The organism is Streptomyces sp. NPDC001153, from assembly GCF_053598315.1.
Genome location: NZ_JBSFJZ010000031.1, coordinates 52391 through 69333, shown reverse-complemented (window position 1 = coordinate 69333; position 16943 = coordinate 52391). Strand labels below are relative to the sequence as shown.

At 70.3% G+C, this 16943-nt stretch carries 14 protein-coding genes and 2 pseudogenes; 6 read left to right on the top strand and 10 right to left on the bottom strand.

Translation table 11 applies throughout. From position 1 onward, the window contains the following. Positions 1–7: 7 nt before the first annotated feature. Positions 8–415: a hypothetical protein gene (locus tag ACWDEN_RS31005; protein WP_351623153.1), complete on the bottom strand. Its 408-nt coding sequence runs from the start codon at positions 413–415 to the stop codon at positions 8–10. A gap of 76 nt (positions 416–491) precedes the next feature. Between ACWDEN_RS31005 and ACWDEN_RS31000 the strand changes: the two genes are divergently transcribed. The 3 genes and pseudogenes from ACWDEN_RS31000 to ACWDEN_RS30990 form a co-directional block, all read left to right on the top strand. Beyond that, positions 492–1736, top strand: coding sequence for an alpha/beta hydrolase family protein (locus ACWDEN_RS31000; protein WP_450861110.1), 1245 nt, complete (start codon positions 492–494; stop codon positions 1734–1736). Between the two features lie 343 nt (positions 1737–2079). Next, positions 2080–2220 (top strand): hypothetical protein, encoded by a 141-nt coding sequence (locus ACWDEN_RS30995; protein ID WP_450861108.1) that lies wholly within the window; start codon positions 2080–2082, stop codon positions 2218–2220. After that, positions 2199–2327: pseudogene (locus tag ACWDEN_RS30990) on the top strand (transposase); the annotation flags it as partial. The gene ACWDEN_RS30995 and the pseudogene ACWDEN_RS30990, both read left to right, overlap by 22 nt. A gap of 92 nt (positions 2328–2419) precedes the next feature. Here the strand turns inward: ACWDEN_RS30990 and ACWDEN_RS30985 are convergent. The 3 genes from ACWDEN_RS30985 to ACWDEN_RS30975 are packed head-to-tail and all read right to left on the bottom strand — an operon-like array spanning position 2420 to position 4740. Then, positions 2420–3481, bottom strand: a complete 1062-nt coding sequence (locus ACWDEN_RS30985; RefSeq protein WP_450861106.1) for a DNA-3-methyladenine glycosylase — start codon at positions 3479–3481, stop codon at positions 2420–2422. A gap of 26 nt (positions 3482–3507) precedes the next feature. Continuing rightward, a complete protein-coding gene (locus ACWDEN_RS30980) occupies positions 3508–3681 on the bottom strand; it encodes a hypothetical protein (protein ID WP_351623145.1) in 174 nt (57 codons plus the stop codon). Between the two features lie 54 nt (positions 3682–3735). Next, on the bottom strand, positions 3736–4740 hold the full coding sequence (locus ACWDEN_RS30975) for a GlxA family transcriptional regulator (protein WP_107100545.1): 1005 nt from the start codon (positions 4738–4740) through the stop codon (positions 3736–3738). Positions 4741–5308: 568 nt separating this feature from the next. Here ACWDEN_RS30975 and ACWDEN_RS30970 point away from each other — a divergent pair. Beyond that, complete coding sequence (locus tag ACWDEN_RS30970; protein ID WP_351623141.1) at positions 5309–6388, top strand: TDT family transporter; 1080 nt, start codon at positions 5309–5311, stop codon at positions 6386–6388. A gap of 97 nt (positions 6389–6485) precedes the next feature. Here the strand turns inward: ACWDEN_RS30970 and ACWDEN_RS30965 are convergent, their stop codons facing one another. The 3 genes and pseudogenes from ACWDEN_RS30965 to ACWDEN_RS30955 all read right to left on the bottom strand — a co-directional run bounded on the left by ACWDEN_RS30965 (position 6486) and on the right by ACWDEN_RS30955 (position 12857). After that, a complete protein-coding gene (locus ACWDEN_RS30965; RefSeq protein WP_450861103.1) occupies positions 6486–8018 on the bottom strand; it encodes an SLAC1 family transporter in 1533 nt (510 codons plus the stop codon). A 53-nt stretch (positions 8019–8071) separates the two neighbouring features. Then, positions 8072–10031: pseudogene (gene dxs / locus ACWDEN_RS30960) on the bottom strand (1-deoxy-D-xylulose-5-phosphate synthase). Positions 10032–10112: 81 nt separating this feature from the next. Next, the gene (locus tag ACWDEN_RS30955; protein WP_450861101.1) at positions 10113–12857 is read right to left on the bottom strand and encodes a multifunctional oxoglutarate decarboxylase/oxoglutarate dehydrogenase thiamine pyrophosphate-binding subunit/dihydrolipoyllysine-residue succinyltransferase subunit; all 2745 of its coding nucleotides are present in this window, start codon (positions 12855–12857) and stop codon (positions 10113–10115) included. 380 nt (positions 12858–13237) lie between these two features. On the opposite strand from ACWDEN_RS30955, the gene ACWDEN_RS30950 reads away from it, so the two are divergent. Beyond that, positions 13238–13654 (top strand): MarR family winged helix-turn-helix transcriptional regulator, encoded by a 417-nt coding sequence (locus ACWDEN_RS30950; protein WP_450861099.1) that lies wholly within the window; start codon positions 13238–13240, stop codon positions 13652–13654. Positions 13655–13764: 110 nt separating this feature from the next. Continuing rightward, positions 13765–14346 (top strand): SDR family oxidoreductase, encoded by a 582-nt coding sequence (locus ACWDEN_RS30945; RefSeq protein ID WP_450861098.1) that lies wholly within the window; start codon positions 13765–13767, stop codon positions 14344–14346. Positions 14347–14527: 181 nt separating this feature from the next. Here the strand turns inward: ACWDEN_RS30945 and ACWDEN_RS30940 are convergent, their stop codons facing one another. Genes ACWDEN_RS30940 through ACWDEN_RS30930 form a run of 3 tightly spaced genes read right to left on the bottom strand, consistent with a single transcriptional unit; the run spans position 14528 to position 16840 of the window. Continuing rightward, entirely contained in the window at positions 14528–15403 is an 876-nt protein-coding gene (locus ACWDEN_RS30940; RefSeq protein ID WP_450861096.1) for an ABC transporter substrate-binding protein, read from the bottom strand. Between the two features lie 58 nt (positions 15404–15461). Beyond that, positions 15462–16217 carry an SDR family NAD(P)-dependent oxidoreductase gene (locus tag ACWDEN_RS30935; protein WP_450861094.1) on the bottom strand — a complete coding sequence of 252 codons (756 nt, stop codon included), beginning with the start codon at positions 16215–16217 and terminating at the stop codon, positions 15462–15464. Further along, on the bottom strand, positions 16214–16840 hold the full coding sequence (locus ACWDEN_RS30930; protein WP_351622397.1) for a TetR/AcrR family transcriptional regulator: 627 nt from the start codon (positions 16838–16840) through the stop codon (positions 16214–16216). The genes ACWDEN_RS30935 and ACWDEN_RS30930 overlap by 4 nt, the downstream gene beginning before the upstream one ends. Positions 16841–16943: the final 103 nt, after the last annotated feature.

Sequence of the window (16943 nt, the reverse complement as noted above, 5' to 3'; positions counted from 1 at the left end):
CGCGCCGTCACCGGTTCAGGCGGGTACGCAGGTCCGCGATTGTCATCCAGATTGCCACGCCGCCGAGGAGGATCAACTGCGCGAGCTGGTGGAGCTGGATGATGCCTGCGGCATCGAGCAGGGTGGCCACTTGCAGCCCCACGAGGACTGCGGCGAAGGCGATGGCCATGCTCTCCAACTGAATCCTGCGCAGGTATTCGTCCGCGCGCCGGAATGCCCGCAGCAGCACCCAGGCGATCGCGAGGGTGAAGACGGCGGTGGTCGCGATCCACCAGGCCTTCTGGGCGGTGCTCTGATGGGGGTTGCTGCCCAGCGCCAGGGCTATCACGCCCAAAGCGGACACCGGTATGCCGTCGATGAGTACAGCGCGGCGGGCCGCGCGCGTCACATGGTCCTGCTGTACCTGCTTTGCCATGCGAGGAATGTAAGGTCCCCTTTCCATGAAGTCAAGCAACCCTGTCTTGATGGAAAGGTCCCCTTACATTCTGGCCATGTTGAACGAGAGACGGCTCCTGACCCGCCGAGCACTGCTCGGTACCGCCGTGGCGTCAGCCATCGGCGCCGTCCCGATAGCCACGACGGCATCCGCCCAGCCGCGACCCGCCGCGAACTCGCCGGTCGCCGCCAACCCCACGCCGACTCCGGTGCGGCTTACCCTGCCCGCACCAACCGGTCCGCATCCCCTGGGTACGATCTCCCTGCACCTGGTCGACCGGGCGCGCGTCGACCCCTGGCAGGATTCCCGCCCGGCTCGGGAACTCATGATCCAGCTCTGGTACCCGGCACGCGCCGCCCATGGCCACCCGCCGGCGCCGTGGATGTCACCCGGCGCCGTCCCCTTCTTCGAGCGGGAACAGGGCATCCCGCCCGGCACGCTGCTGCCGCCGACCACGCACGCCCACCTGGCCGCACCGGTGGACCGTGTCCGGTGCGGGAGGCCGGTCGTCCTGTACTCACCGGGCCTGCGCAGCGACCGCAGCCTCGGCACTGTTCTGATCGAGGAACTGGCCAGCCACGGCTACCTGGTCGTGGCCATCGACCACACCCACGACGCCGACCAAGTCGAGTTTCCCGGCGGCCGGGTGGAAACCTTCGCCATCACCGGCGACATCGACGATGCCCTGATCGCCAAGGCCCTCGCTGTCCGCACCGCGGACACCCGGTTCGTGCTGGACCAGCTCACCGCGCTCAACGCCGGACACAACACCGACGCCGGACGGCGACCCCTGCCCCCCACCCTCGCCGGCGCGTTCGACCTGTCCCTCGTCGGCATGCTCGGCCACTCCCTCGGCGGCGCCACAGCCGCCGCAGCCATCCGCGCCGACCGGCGCCTGCGCGCCGGGGCCAACCTGGACGGCAGCCTCCTGCCACCCGTCACCGACGGCACCGACCGGCCATTCCTTCTCTTCGGCAGCGACCCCGGCCCAGGCCCGGAAGACCCCAGCTGGGATCAGTTCTGGACCAGCCAGTACGGCTGGAAACGCGAACTGGCTCTCATCGGCTCCACCCACACCTCGTTCACCGACCTGGAAACACTGCTACCCCAAGCCGCGCCCGCCCTCAGGTTGACGCCCAGCCAGGTGACGCAGGCAATCGGCACCCTCGACCCGCACCACGCCATCCACACCCAACGCGACTACGTACGAGCCTTCTTCGACCTTCATCTACGCCACCTCGACAACCACCTGCTCGAGCACCCCTCACCCCGCTACCCACAGATCCGGTTCCTCCGATGAGGCATCCGCCACCCCCTGCGCCATCGCAGCCCTTCAAGCCTGCGGTGATCCCGAGCCTACGAGCTCGTAACACGATCTTGCTCAGGGGCTGTCTGACGAATGCTCACTGAGCAGTAACGTGCATGCTCGGTCCAATCGCCTTGCGGTCCTGACGCTGGCCAGTGACTCTGGGCTGGTGCCAGGACAGGGGAAAAGAAGGCGGCGACAAGATGCCGAGAGGCAGTGGCAGGCTGCTCGCACCGCGCCGGACGTGGGGCGGTGGGAAGTGCTCTTTGAGACTCGGGACAAGGCGGAGCTGGGTACGCAGTTGCGCCGTCTTCGGGAGGCAGGAGTCGACGGGCCGATGATCCGGATCGACACGCTGTGCGGGCGCCTGGCGCTGCCGACCACCTACCGGCTGAGCCGGTTCGTGACGGACCCCGCGCGGGAGTCCGAGCACGAGCACCCTGATTCGTTGATCTTGTGGCAGGTCGAGGTGAGTTGACGGACGCGGCGTGGGAGCGAATAGAGCCCCTGTTGCCGCAGGTGGATGGGCGTGGTCGTCCGTGGCGTGATCACCGGCGGGTGGTCAACGGGAGGGTGTGCCGGCTCGCACATCCACTCTGGACGGTGGTGAGGATGCCCCAAACGGACGGAAGCCGTCGATCTCACGGCCGAGCGGCTGCGTCACCTCCAGGATGCGTTCACCCAGGCAGCCGACGACTCCCGCGCCCGCGCGGACAGCTACGCCGACCGGGACGATGCCGACGCAGCGCACCCGGTGCACGTGGACGACCAGCAGGCGCACCGGGTGCAGCAGCACGGCCCACCCCCGTCCGCGGCCCCCGACCGACCCGCGCGGACGAGACGCCCCCGGCGGGTTCCGCGAGGAACAACTCCGCCGCTGCGTCGCATGCTGACTGTCCGTCATGATGCAGATCGGCGATGCCCAACACTCGCGCGAGGTTGGCCGGGCCGCGCGCCAGATCGCGCGCCCGTACCCCAGGCCCCCGGCGTTCTTGCGCGACGTCTGGTCCCTCCACGACGGTGCCGGCGCGGAGCAGCACCGAAGCGGGACGCCGCCCGGGCCCGCAGACGGCGTTCAGGCACCGATGCACCGCGTGCGTCCGGTACACATAGAAGGTCCCCGGGGCCCCGAACTCCGCTCGATTGGTCCGGTTCGGGCCCCGGAACGCGTGCGAGGCCGGGTCATCGGGCCCCTCGTACGCCTCCACCTCGGTGATACGCACCGCCGTCACGCCGCGCTGCGAGCGCGAGACCACGAGAGCCCCCAGGAGTTCGGAAGCCACCTCGAGGGCAGGCCGGTCGAAGAAGTGCTCGCGCAAGGCGGACCGCCCTGCCGACGCAGCCCCCGGCTCATCGAACGCCCGCAACTGCTCGTGATCGGTCCCGGCCACGCCCGGGACCGTCCGGTTCTCTGCCAAGCCGCTGCCTCCTGTCGAGATTCCGGGGCGCCGGATCCGACGCCCCCACCGTCCCAGCGCTCTCCCTGCGTCGCCCCATGGCCCGAGAAACTGCCGTGAGGCACTCGGATACGGACCTTCGAGCCGAACGCCCACCAGGCCGTTGGAGGAAGGAACACGCTTCCGGACGAGGTGACATCGAGGGCGAGCACTCGATCCAGGCTGCGGACGCGATGCTGGACCATCGGCAGGCGGGCGAACGTTTCCGGGGCCGCGAGACAACGCGGCGGGTATCCGGCCGACCAGCGCTTCACCCTCCTGCGCGTCACCGGCCACGCGCATGTATGGGTGAGCGAATGCGTCACCGTCTACGACGGTGCGCCTTCGTACTCGGCGAGGTCATGGAATTCGCCGACCAGCAGGTCGTGCACGAGACGCAGTACTTCGCCGGTCGTTTCGGCGCGCCCGCGTGGCGGGCCGCGCTCGCAGAGCCGGTGCTTGGGACGGACTGCCGAGGAGGCCTGGCTGGCCTCGTCCGGCACGGCCGGCCTGTCGGACTTCGGCGATTGTCTGTGCTCGCCGTATACCTCCAGGGCTCAGGCGCCCTTGCCGTCGACTCCGGTGTGCGTGGTGCGGAAGCGTGCCCGGTAGGCTCCCGGCGTGATGCCGAGGTTGCGCGTGAAGGCTCGACGCAGGGACTCCGGTGACCCGAAGCCGGTGCGCCGGGCCACCGTGGCCATGGGGTCGTCGCTGTCTTCCAGCATCGCCTGGGCGGCCTCCATGCGGACCTGCTCGACGTAGCGGGCCGGGGTCGTGTGCATCTCGTCGTGGAACAGGCGTGTCATGTGGCGGGTGCTCACACCTGCCCGGCGCGCCATGGCGGCAAGGGTGTGCGGGGCGGACGGGTCCTCGGCGACCGCGTCCAGGACCCGGCGCAGCATCTCCTGTCTCGCGCGCGGGGTGTGGGTGCGGACACTGAACTGGGACTGGCCTCCCGGCCGCTGCATGAACACGACCATGTCCTTGGCCACGGCGCGGGCGACGTCGGCGCCGAGGTGCTCCTCGACCAGGGCGAGCGAGAGGTCGATGCCCGAGGTGACGCCTGCGGAGGTCATGATGTGGCCGTCGCGTACGAACAGGGCGTCCGCTTCCACGGTCACCTTCGGGTAGCGCAGGGCGAGCTGGTCGGCGAAGCGCCAGTGCGTGGTCGCCTTGCGTCCGTCGAGCAGTCCGGCCGCGGCGAGGAGGAAGGCGCCGGTGCAGATGGACGCCGTGCGGCAGCCGCGTGCGTCGAGCCCTCTCATGGCGTCCAGCAGCGCGTCGTCCTTGATGAGGGAGGGCCACTCCGGGCCGCCGGGGATGACGACCACATCGCTGGCCGCCTGTACCTGCGCGGCAGCGAGGTCGACGCGCAGTCCGGTGCCGGCTGCGGTGACCACGTCGGCGCCGTCGGGGGAGACCGTGCGTACGCGGTAGCGGCCGCCGAATTCGTTGGCTGTCGTGAACACCTCGATCGGTCCGGTCACGTCGAGCAGCCGTACGCCGGGGAAGACCAGCACGGTCACCAGGAGCGGCTTCCTGCCTGACGGCCTGTCCTTCATCGTGCGCCTCCCGGACGGACTGGGGCCCACATCGGTGGACACCATCATCCGCCCGGCGATGCTCTGCCGCTCCCGTGCCGATTGTCGTCCGCGTCCCTGCGGCATGCTGCTGCCTTCCGTGGTGTGGAACGAGGCATCGGGCTTCGGCGCCTCGCCCGTGTTCAGCGGTCGCTTGCCGTCTCGTCATGGCCACAGGTGTGGCCACAACACGCTCGGACAAGGACATCGGGGCATCGGGCCGGCACCCGGCAACGGGCCTGCACGGTGCTCGATGTCCTGGTGTGAGGGCGTCATGGCGCGTGCTGTTCTGTGGCGGGAGCCGCGCTTCGCCATAGCGTCGAGGGCGCCAATGGGCCGATGGTCTCGGCCGCGTCCCTGAGCTGCTGGGTGCGGCCCGGTCAGTCGGCCGGCCCGTCACCGTGGCTGGTCGTGGACGGTGACGAATCCGACACCCCAAGAGAAGGCACTCCGCGCCGTGACACCCCACCCCAGTACCAGCCGAGCGGTTCCGTCCCAGGTCGGCCCGGCCCCGAGAGCGTCCGCGGTCGGCTCGGCCCCGAGATCATCCGTGCTTGTACGCGATCAGCCGGACGAGGCGAACGGCAGGAAGCGTGGCCGGCTCGGTCCCGGCTGGTTCGCCGCCGTCATGGGCAGCGGGATCGTCGCCGTCGCGGCCGCCACCCTGCCGCGCGGTTTCCCCGGGCTCGGCGAGGCCGCCACGGTGGTCTGGGCGGGGACCGCGCTGCTGCTGATCGTGCTCGCCGTCAGCTATACCGGGCAGCGCGCGCTGCGGGTGCATGCCGGTGATCCGGTACTGGCCCAGTTCTTCGGGGCGCCGCCGATGGCTGTGCTCACCGTCGGGGCCGGGACGCTGCTGCTCGGCCGGCGGCTGATCGGGGAGCGTGCGGCGGTGGATGCGGACTGGGTGCTGTGGTCGGCCGGTACGGTACTGGGTCTTGCCACCGCCTGCACGGTGCCGTATCTCATGGTCACGCGGCACCGTTTCACGCCGGACGCGGCGTTCGGCGGCTGGCTGCTACCGGTGGTGCCGCCGCTGGTCTCCGCCGCGACGGGCGCGCTGCTCATCCCGCGGGCGCCGGCCGGGCAGGTGCGGCTGGCCCTGCTGCTGTGCTGCTACTCGATGCTCGGGCTCGGGTTGGTCGCGGTCCTGCTGGTGCTGGCCATGGTCTACAGCCGCCTGGTGCATCATGACGCGCCCGGCGGTGCGGTGGTGCCCACGATGTGGATCGGCGTGGGGGCGCTGGATCAGGCGGTGACGGCGCTGGGGACGCTGGCCACGGCGTCGCCGAGCGCGCTGCCTGCCCCGTACGCGCGCGGGAGTGGTGTCGTAGCGCTCCTGGGTGGGCTCGGGATCTGGGGCTTCGCCCTGCTGTGGCTGGTACTGGCCACGGCGCTGACCGTACGGGAAATCCGCAGAGGGCTGCCCTTCGCAGCCACCTGGTGGTCCTTCATCTTCCCCCTCGGTGCGTGCGTCACCGGCACGAGCGCGCTCGCTGCTCGTACCGGCTCGCAGCTGTTCGTCTGGATCGCCGTCGTCCTGTACGCCCTGCTCGTCGCCGCCTGGGCGGTGGTCGCCTGGCACTCCCTGCGCCATGCTGTCCGGCAGCGTGAGCGCGCCCGCCGCTGACAGGGCCCGTGTAACGCTCCGCATGACACGGACGCGTCGCGCGAACCCGGCTGTCTGCCGACGGGCAGCCGGGTTCGCGCCGCACCGCAACGCGTGCCTATGGCAGCGCCCCGGTTGCCGTCGAGGCTTTGCTCTGCGGGCGGGCCGTCTGCCGCGCACCGGCGGATCCGTGCGTGCTCGTGGGGCGGGCCCGGAGTCTGGCTGCCACCATGGCGGCGAACACGACAGCCCAGAACACCACGGCGATCCAGACCTCCCAGCGGCCCACGCTCGTCATCCACGAGGTTGCGGTCGCGCGTCCCAGCTCATGCGTGGTGACCGCATACATGCCGACCGGGAAGACGAGGTTCCACCAGCCGAGCTCGTAGCGCAGCGGGATACGGCGCAGCGCGTGCCGCCAAACGCCCAGAGCCAGCAGGAGCGGAATCAGCCAGCTTGAGAACGCCCACAGGACGACGGACGTCCCGATGACGAGCGGGCGCGACAACATCGCGGTGCCTGGATGGAGTGCGATCAGCCGGACTCCGGCGAGTACGGCGATCGCCGCCGCCCCCATGAAGATCCATACGGACGTCATGAGGCCTTCCGGCTGCACCGGCCGGGCCAGCAGCCGGGCCAGGACCAGCGCGGCGGTCAGCAGGTACTGCATCAGGCCGACGGCCCAGCACACCACTGCCAGGACGGCCAGTGCGTGTCCCGAGGTCACCCGGGCCAGCGATGCCGCCGCGACCGCCACCGACTCCGATCCCACCGACCACAGGAACCAGGTGCCGTTCACCTGGTCCAGCGAGGGGCCCCGCTTCAGCGTGGTGATGAGCGCGAGCGGGATGCCGTAGTCCAGCACCACCCACCCCAGCGTCCCGAACGCCAGGAACGCCCCGGCGACCGCGGTGTGTCCGGCCGGCACAAAGCGAGCAGCCAGCACGTTCGAGGAGATCGCGAGGGTGAGGAACGCGAAGGCACGCGGCCCGAGGAGATCCGCGACGAACCGCTCGCGCCGGCGCAGCAGCCGCCAGCCGTAGGCGGGCACCAGTACGGCATAACCGGCCAGGGCCACCCACAGCAGTACGGCGGAGGCGGTGTCGGCGCCGTTGACGTACAGGGCCGTGGAGACGATGCCGGTGCCCATCACGAACGCGAGTGCGCCCGCGTTGAGATTGGCCACCGCGGCGGAGACCGCCGCGCGATGTCCGGGCGGCCGGGAACCGGGAGCGGTGCGTCCGTGCTCGGGAAGGGCGGCATCCGGGCGCCGCTCATCGTGAGAGCCGGGTTCGGTGAGCCATTCGGCCAGGACCGCGGTATGGCTGTGGTCCATGTCCTGGGTGGAGGTCAGCAGGGTGAGGCTGCGGTGTTGGGCCAGGTCCCGAAGCCGGGCAGCTGCGTATTTGTGCCGTTGATCGCCCAGTTCGGTGAGATAGCGGCGGCGGAACTCATCGAACCGCTGGGGGTGGTGGCCGTACCAGCGCTGCAGCTCGATGGAGGGTGCGACCTCCCGCAGCCACTCGTCGAGCGGTGCGCCTTGCCGGCGCAGACCTTCCGGCCAGACCCGGTCGACCAGCACGCGCTCGCCGACCTCGCCGCCCTCCCTCGGCGTCTGCTCGTCGATTCTGCGGCAGATGATCTCGGACATGACGCATCCTCCGGCCGCTTTCGCAGTAGAAGCATTTTACTGGTATGCGACATTCATTGGCTTTTGGGTGCGGGGACGGTGCGGGGACCGGTGGGTACCGCGGTGACGGCCGCGCGGGCCAGGGTCTGGGTGACGGTGTGTGCGATCGCCTGGGCGGTCAGGCCTGCTTCCGCGAGGATCTCGGCCCGGGTGGCCTGCCGGGGAAACCCGTCCGCCACGCCCACGGCACGTACCGGGGTGCGGATGCCGGCCTCCTGCAGGCCCTGGGCCACCGCTGTGCCCACTCCTCCGGCGCGCAGGCCGTCCTCGACCGTGACGACCAGGGCGTGCTCGGCGGCGAGCGCGGGCAGATCGCCGGGGAGCGGCTTGACCCACAGTGGGTCCACTGCGGTGACCTCCACCCCCTGCTCGGCGCAGAGCCCCGCCGCTTCGAGAGCGACCGAGGCCGTCGTTCCGACAGCGACCAGCAGGACGCCGCGGCCGGGGGCCTCGCGCAGGACGTCGACCGCGCCGGCGCGGCCGACCGCCGGGATCGCCGGGCCGACCGTGCCTCTCGGGTAGCGCAGGACCGTCGGCGCGTCGGTGATCGACACGGCCTCCCGCAACTGCCGCCGCAGCGTGCGCGCATCGCGGGGAGCCCTGGTACGCAGGCCGGGGACAGCTTGGAGCATCGCAAGATTCCACAGCCCGTTGTGGCTGGGGCCGTCGTCACCGGTGACTCCGGACCGGTCGAGGACCAGGGTCGCACCGAGCCGGTGCAGCGCGAGGTCCATCAGCACCTGGTCGAGGGCGCGGTTCAGGAACGTGCCGTACAGGGCGATCACTGGATGCAGGGCCGCCACGGCCATCCCGGCGGCCGAGGCGACCGCATGCTGCTCGGCGTCCCGACGTCGAAGAACCGTGCCGGGTAGCGTGCGGCGAAGTCGTTGAGACCGACGGAGCCGGGCATGGCCGCGGTGATCGCGACGACGTCCGGGTGCGCGTCGGCCAGTTCGACCAGTTCCCGGCCGAACACTGCCGTCCAGGTCAGGCCAGCGGGCCGCAGAGGGTGCCCGGTCTGCGGGTCGAGGATGCCGATGCCGTGCAGGTGGTCCTCCTCGTTCTGCTCGGCCGGCGCGTATCCGAGTCCCTTGCGCGTGATGCAGTGGACGACGACCGGGGCGCCATGGACCTTGGCCCGTTCCAGGGCTGCTTCCAGGGCGGTGATGTCGTGGCCGTCCACGGGCCCGAGGTAGTGCAGTCCCAGCTCGCAGAAGAGCGAGTGCGGCATCACGGCCTCCGCGTTGCCCCCTGCGAAGCCCGCTTTCAGGCCCTCCTTGATGCCTTACTTGGCCGCGTGCAGGGTCCGGTGCAGCGCCCGCCCTGGCGCTCCGGCACCGACGAGCGCCTGTCTGCCCCAGCCGGCCAGACGCTCGTAGCCGGCGTGGGTGCGCAGGGCCGCCAGGTGCCGGGCGAGTCCGCCCACGGTCGGTGCGTACGAGCGTCCGTTGTCGTTGACGACGATCACCACCGGCCGGTCCGGTGCCGCCGCGATGTTGTTGAGGGCCTCCCAGGCCAGCCCTTCGGTGAGTGCTCCGTCGCCGACGACGGCGACGATGTGCCGGTCCGACTCTCCTGCGAGCTGTGCGGCCTTGGCCATGCCATCGGCGTACGACAGGGCTACCGATGCGTGGGAGTGCTCGATGTGGTCGTGCGTGGACTCCTCCCGGCTCGGGTATCCGGAAAGCCCGCCACGCTGCGCAGGCCGGAGAACTCACCGGCCCGACCCGTCACGATCTTGTGGACGTCCGCCTGGTGCCCGACGTCCCACAGCAGTCGGTCGCGCGGGCAGTCGAAGACCCGGTGCAGCGCCAGGGTCAGTTCCACGACGCCGAGGTTGGGCCCCAGATGGCCTCCCGTGGCCGCGACGTGGCGGACCAGGAAGTCGCGGATCTCCCCGGCCAGCCGGACCAGCTCTGGATGGCTCAGACCCCTCAAGTCCGCGGGCTGGTTGATGCGCGCCAGCAGGCTTATGCCGCTGCTCCTCCTCGATCCTGCCGTGGTGTCGACGGATACGCGCTGTGGGCAGCCGATGCGCACCGCGCGAGCCGCTGATCACTGGAAGGCCGATGTCACGAGAGCCTTCTGCTCCACGCCGTGCCGGCGGGCCGAGCCGGCCGCGGGCGCGGGCGACTCGGGCCGGCTCACGCACTCCACGGCGCGCCGGGTGAGCCGGTGCAGACGCGGCGCGAGGAACGACCACGCACCCTGGTTCTCCGGCTCCTCCTGCACCCACCGCACGTCCGCGGCCGCGGGGAAGCGGGCGAGTTCCGCCGCGAGTTCCTCGTCGGGGAACGGGTAGAGGCGCTCCACGCGGACGATCGCCGTGTCGGCCGAGCCCGCGGCGTGCCGGTGGGCGTCGAGGTCGTAGCAGACCTTGCCCGAGCACAGCAGCACGCGCGAGACACGGGCCGGGTCCGTCGTGTCGTCCGGCAGGACCGGACGGAAGCCGCCCTGGGTGAACTCGGCCAGGGCGGAGACGGCCGCCTTCGACCGCAGCATCGACTTCGGGGTGAAGACCACCAGTGGCCTGCGGCCGTCCAGCGCCTGCTGCCTGAGCAGATGGAAGTAGTTGCCCGGCAGGGAGGGCATGGCCACGGTCATGTTGTCCTGCGCGCACAATTGCAGGAAGCGTTCGATCCGGGCGGAGGAGTGGTCGGGGCCCTGGCCCTCCAGGCCGTGGGGCAGCAACATGGTCACTGCGGAGCGCTGGCCCCACTTCTGCTCGGACGAGGCGATGTACTCGTCGACGACCGTCTGCGCGCCGTTGGCGAAGTCACCGAACTGGGCCTCCCACAGCACCAGGGCTTCCGGACGGGCCTGCGCATAGCCGTACTCGAAGGCCAGCGCTGCCAGTTCGGACAGCATCGAGTCGTACGGTGCGAAGCTCGCGGCCTGCGGGCCGAGGGAGTTCAGCGGCGTGTGCTCCGCGCCGGTGCGCCGGTCGGTCAGTACGGCGTGGCGCTGGCCGAAGGTGCCGCGCCGGGAGTCCTGTCCGGCCAGCCGTACCGGGACGCCGTCCAGCAGCAGCGAACCGATCGCCAGTGTCTCCGCGGTGGCCCAGTCGACGGTGCCGGTGTCGAGCGTCGCCGTGCGCCGGTGGAGCTGCGGCAGGACACGCGGGTGCACGGTGAAGCCCTGCGGCAGGTCGGTCTGCGATGCGATGACCTGACGGGCCCTCGCCTCGTCGATCGCGGTCGCCGTGCGCTGGGTGGCCGCCTGTCCGGCGTCGGCGCAAGGAAGGTCTTCGGCCGGTGCGGGAGCGGGCAGCGCCCGGGTCTCGGCGAAGGCCCGTTCGAGGTGATCCTGGTAGTTGCGGCGGGCACTGTCCACCTGCCGCTCGCCGATGTCCCCGCGGCGTATGAGGGCCGCGGCGTACAGCGTGCGCACCGAAGCCTTGGCGTCGATGCGTTCGTACATCATCGGCTGCGTGATGGACGGGTCGTCGACCTCGCTGTGCCCGTGGCGCCGGTAGCAGACCAGATCGACCACGACGTCCTTGTGGAACGTCTGGCGATAGTCGAAGGCCATCCGTGCGACGCGGTCGACGGCTTCCGGGTCGTCGCCGTTGACGTGGAAGATCGGGGCCTCCACCATCCGTGCCACATGGGTGGCGTACGTGCTCGAACGGCCGTTGGCGGGCAGGGTGGTGAAGCCGACCTGGTTGTTGACGACCACGTGGACCGTCCCGCCCGTGCGGTAGCCCGGCAGTTGCGACATGTTCAGGGTCTCGGCGACCACGCCCTGGCCGGCGAAGGCCGCGTCGCCGTGGAGGACGACCGGCAGTACGGGGAAGGGCTCGCCCTGGTCCTCGGCCAGGTCCTGCTTGGCCCGCACCACGCCCTGGGTCACCGGCCCCACGATCTCCAGGTGCGAGGGGTTCGCCACGACCGAGACGGCGATGGTGCCGCCGTCCAGGGCACGGTAGACGCCCTCCGCGCCGAGGTGGTACTTCACGTCCCCCGAGCCCTGGACCGACCGGATGTCCACCGCGTCCTCGAACTCGTCGAATATCTGGCCGTAGGACTTGCCGATGATGCTGGCCAGGACGTTCAGCCGGCCGCGGTGCGCCATCCCGATGACGGCTTCTTGGACACCGTCTTCGATGGCGCGGAGCAACAGGGCGTCGAGCAGCACGATGGCCGACTCGCCGCCTTCGAGCGAGTACCGCTTCTGGCCCACGTACTTGGTCTGCAGGAACGTCTCGAAGGCCTCCGCGGCCCCCAACCGGTAGAGGATCCGCAGCTGTCCGGCACGGTCCGGGCGGCGCTGCGGGCCCTCGACGCGCTGCTGGATCCAGCGGCGTTCCGGGGCGTCCTGGATGTGCATGTACTCGAACCCGGCGGTGCGGCAGTAGAACTCCCGCAATGCGCCCAGCACTTCGTCGAGTGTCATCGTGGCGCGCCCGGCGAACCCGTCCACGGCGAAGTCCTCCGCCCGGTCCGAGTCGTCAAGTCCGAACGCGGCGATGTCGAGCTCCGGATGTGCTGCGGCCGGCCGGGCCATGAGCGGGTCCGTTCCGGCCATCAGATGCCCGCGCACGCGATACGCGTGGATGAGCGCCGCGACCCGGACCGCCTTGAGCGCCGCCTCGTCGGTGCCCTCGTGGTGTTGGGCTGAGGCGGTCAGGGAGGCCGCGGCGGCCGGGGACACCAGAGTGGCGAAGAAGTTCCTCCACGTCTCATCGACCGAGCCGGGGTCGTGGAGGTAACGCCGTCGCTGCTCGTCCACGACCCATTCGTTGAGCCCGAAGTCCAGCCCGTGAGACGCTGCTCGAGCGGTGTCTGATTGCGACGCCATGGCGCGAACGCCTTCTTTCCTCTGCGAAGCCTTGGGATGGCGGACGCGGCTACGGCGGTCGTCCGCCTGCGTGTCAGGTGTTCGAGGACTTCGCAACCGTTGCGGAGCCCGACCCGTTCGACCGCGTCGCACTGACGACGCTAGGACGCCGGGAGTGCGGAGACGGATGGCCGGGCGCGCCACGGCGGCCTCACATCAGGACATCGGACGGGTGACGGCCCGCTGCCTGCCGTCGTCGCATATTCGGACTGCGGGCGGGTGACGCCGTCCTGATCCGAGGGCTTCGTGTCCGTCCGGCCCGGGATCGGCGTCGTACGGAATCTGGTTGTGATGCTGCGGCCACGGGCTTGCGGCCGGAGAACCGACCCCTGGGAAGGAATATGATCGACTACGATTGGTCGGACACCACGCGGTGGCAGTTTCCAGGGGTCCTGCGGACCTTGGGTCTCGTGCACGGTGAATTGCGGGTGCGGCACGGACTGTCGCTCCATGACTACCTCATTCTCGGCGCGCTCGCCGAGGCCGCGAGCGGATCTGTGCCCGTAGCCAAGCTGGCGGCGTTCCTCCAGGAATCCGGGGACCGGATGTCCTACCTCCTCAGGGGGCTGCAGGCTGCCGGACTGATTGATCGCCATCGTCGTGCCGGAGACCGCAGGACGGTCGAGGCCACCCTGACCGACGCAGGACGCTCCAGGTTCGCCGCCGCCGAGACGACCGCGCAGGCGCTGATGCGCCAGCACCTCGGTCCGGGACTGGACACCCAGGAGCCGTCCGGCCGATCGTGTGACGTCACTTGATCTGCTCGTTTTCCACGCCACCGGCTGTGGTCGGCGGACGGCACCTGGGCGCGGCTTCTGCGGCGCATCCAGCCCGTGGCCTACAGCGGGCGAGATCGACTGCGACGTCCTTGATCAGCGTTTCCCATTCCATTCAGCGGCATCTGCCGGCTCCGTGTCAGGCTCCACGAACGGGCATTCAAACCGCCCATCTGCTCACGCCGGGCATTGAGGGAGCCGGCGGCTGCTTCGATGCCCTGTCCCTGTCCCTGTCCGGCGCCGGTACCGCGCTGGTGATCGGCGAAGTCGCCGGACACGGCATCCACGCGTACGCCTCCCAGGGCATCCGCGTCAACACCGTGGCGCTCGGTGTCATCCGCACCCCGATGCACCCGGTCGAAACCCACGAAGCCCTGGCCGGCATGCGCCCGCTCGGGCGCATGGGCGAGATCGACGACGTCGTCGAAGCGATCGTCTATCTCGAGCAGGCCCTTTTGGTCACCGGCGAGATCCTGCATGTCGACGGCGGTCAGAGCGCCGGACACCGAGCACCGCTGCCGCCGTGCGCCGCCTGCGCCGGACAAGACGTTCCGCAACACGCCCACAGGCGACGGCGCGGTCTACGGCAGCTGGGTGTGACACCTGGACCTGGTGCGTTCCGGGCCAGTTTCCGCACGACCGGCGTGGGCACTTCCGAGGCGGGCTCGGCGTAGTCCGTGACGGTTGTGCTGGTCGCCGGTGGAAGACCGCGGAGGCGGGAGGACCCTGATGGACGGCGGCCCGGAGGGAGGAAGCCCATACCTGAGAAGAACCACGCCGCGGTCGCGGTCACCGGAGTGACACCATCGGCCCGCGGGCCCAGGGCTTCGCACGCTACGACTCGACTCCTGATGCCTAGGCTGTGGCCGCGGTGCGGTAGAACTCGGCCGCGGTGACGGTGGCAGGGACGCCGAGTTCGGCGGCGACCGCGGTGATCGCCTTGTCGCCGACAGCGAGATCGGCCTGGCCGTCCGTGGTGAAGTACGGCGCGATGAACGTGTCGTAGTGGGCTCGGGCCTCTTCCGCGGTCTGTCCGCCGAGGAACGTCTGCATGTGGCGCACCGTGGTGTCGGGGTCGTCGTGGATCACCTGAAGGGCGCGGCGGTGGGCTCGTACGACGGCCTGGACCGCAGGGTCGTCCGGAGAGATGTAGGTGGGGTCGACGGCCACGCCCACGGTGGGGATCTGGAAGTGGTCGCCGACCCAGGCCAGCACCTGCCAGCTGTGCTCGGCGGCCACCGCCTCCGGTGCCATGGTGCTGCCGACGTAGGCGGCGTCGATGCTGCCGTCGTTGAGCCGGCGCAGATCCATGCCGTAGTCGCCGGGCGAGCGGACGATGGTCTTCACGTCACGGTCCGGGTCAAGGCCGGCCTTTCGCAGCACGATCCGGGCGAATGCGCCGGGCGGGGTGTGCGGGGCGTGGACCGCCAGCCGTCGCCCGGCCAGGTCTGCCAGGGAGGTCAGGCCGGGGCGGGCGAGGAACCAGAACAGCGGGCGGTGGGTGTTGACACTGAGTGCGACCCACGGGGTGCCGTCAGTCAGTCGTGACAGCAGTGCCCGGCCGAGCCCGATGGTGGCGCAGCGGCGCAGCCGTTCCACGTCCCAGGTGCAGCCGTCGCGCAGCGCGACGTGGACACCCTCCTCGGCGTAGTAGTCCTGCTGGTCGGCGATGTACGCGGCCAGCTCCTCGTGCAGGCCTCGTCCGACGTAGGCCAGGTCGATCGTGTGCATGAACGTCTTTCCTTGATCGTTGAAGGGCTCGGCCGCGTGTGCGGAGGTCAGCGGGGCGTCAGTACATGGCCAAGCCGCCGTTGACCGCGGCCGTGGTACCGGTCATGAAGGAGTTGTCCTCGGCGGCGTAGAAGGCGACCGCCTGGGCGACATCGGCCGGGTAGGCCAGGCGGCCCAAGGGGGTGGCGGCCACCTGCCGCTGCCTCGTCGCGTCGTCGAGCACGGCATCGGCGGTGCGGGACTCCACCGGGCCGGGCGAGACGACGTTGACCGTGATGCCCTGCGGGCCGAGTTCCTGGGCGAGATACCGGGCGAACTGCTCGAGTGCGGCCTTGGAAACGCCCAGCGCGATCATGCCCGCCCGAGGCAGGCGGCTGAGTCCGGTGCCGATGTAGATGAGGCGTCCCCACCCTCGATCGGTCATCGTGGGCAGTACGGCTTTGGTGACCGCGAACGCCGCGTGCATCTCGGCGTCGATCTTGCCGCCCAGTTCTTCCCACGTCATGTCCTGGAACGGCTTGACCGCATATGGGATGAGCGCGTTGTGCACGAGCACGTCGATGCCGCCCCAAGCCGCCTGGACCTGTCCGACCATGCTCTCGACGGCCGCCTCCTCGCGTACGTCGGCCTGCATGGCCATGGCCTGGCCGCCTGCGGCCTCGATGTCGGCCACGACCTCCTCGGCCGCCTTGGTGTTGCGGAGGTAGTTGACCACCACGCGCATTCCTCGCGCTGCCAGAAGTTGCGCTGTGGCCGCGCCGATTCCGCTGCTGGCCCCCGTCACCAATGCCACCCTGTCGGTTGTCCCGGTCATGGGTCCACCTCCTTCTCGTCGTCGCGGGCCGTCGGGATGACCGCCCGGGGTTGTTCGTCGTCGATGCCCTGGCCTGTCGGGCGGATCGCCCCGTACAGCACGGTGTCGACGGTCGCCCGCAGCAGATCGGCCGCGGTCCAGTCCAGATCGCGCGGCAACTCCGACATGAGCAGCCGCTCCAACGCGCCGCGGGTGATCTCACTCAGCAGCTCGGGCGGCGCCGGCAGCAAGCCCTGCCGGTGTCCCTCCCGGAACAGCTCGTCGAGCCGCTGGTAGACCACCGCGTCCACACGCTGCTCCACGTACTGGCGCAGCATCGCGTCGCCCCGCCCCGTCGCGAGCTGAGGCGCGCCGATCCGCCCGAGCTCACTGCCCGCCGCGATCAGGAACCGCTGCACCCGCACACCGAACGGCTGCCCTTCCGCGTCCTCGGTCGCCGCCACCAGCGTGCGCTCCACCGCGGCGAACTGGCGGTCCAGCACCGCGGCCAGCAGGCTGCGCTTGTCCGGGAAATGACGGTAGATCGTCTTCTTGCTCATCCCGAGCTCACGAGCGAGATCGTCCATGCTCACCCGCGCGAAACCCGACCCGAAGAACAGCCGGCCGGCCGCCTCCACGATCACGTCCGCACGCCGCTCGTCACTGGTGGAAACTCGAGAAACTGGATTAGTTTCCATAGTTCCCATCGTTGCCCTCCGTCTCTTCGCTGTCAAGGCATGCCGTACG

Coding starts and splice junctions, on each gene's coding strand:
- ACWDEN_RS31005 (WP_351623153.1), bottom strand. CDS start 415: ATGGCAAAGCAGGTACAGCAGGACCATGTGACGCGCGCGGCCCGCCGC.
- ACWDEN_RS31000 (WP_450861110.1), top strand. CDS start 492: ATGTTGAACGAGAGACGGCTCCTGACCCGCCGAGCACTGCTCGGTACC.
- ACWDEN_RS30995 (WP_450861108.1), top strand. CDS start 2,080: ATGATCCGGATCGACACGCTGTGCGGGCGCCTGGCGCTGCCGACCACC.
- ACWDEN_RS30985 (WP_450861106.1), bottom strand. CDS start 3,481: ATGCGCGTGGCCGGTGACGCGCAGGAGGGTGAAGCGCTGGTCGGCCGG.
- ACWDEN_RS30975 (WP_107100545.1), bottom strand. CDS start 4,740: ATGAAGGACAGGCCGTCAGGCAGGAAGCCGCTCCTGGTGACCGTGCTG.
- ACWDEN_RS30965 (WP_450861103.1), bottom strand. CDS start 8,018: ATGTCCGAGATCATCTGCCGCAGAATCGACGAGCAGACGCCGAGGGAG.
- ACWDEN_RS30955 (WP_450861101.1), bottom strand. CDS start 12,857: ATGGCGTCGCAATCAGACACCGCTCGAGCAGCGTCTCACGGGCTGGAC.
- ACWDEN_RS30950 (WP_450861099.1), top strand. CDS start 13,238: ATGATCGACTACGATTGGTCGGACACCACGCGGTGGCAGTTTCCAGGG.
- ACWDEN_RS30940 (WP_450861096.1), bottom strand. CDS start 15,403: ATGCACACGATCGACCTGGCCTACGTCGGACGAGGCCTGCACGAGGAG.
- ACWDEN_RS30935 (WP_450861094.1), bottom strand. CDS start 16,217: ATGACCGGGACAACCGACAGGGTGGCATTGGTGACGGGGGCCAGCAGC.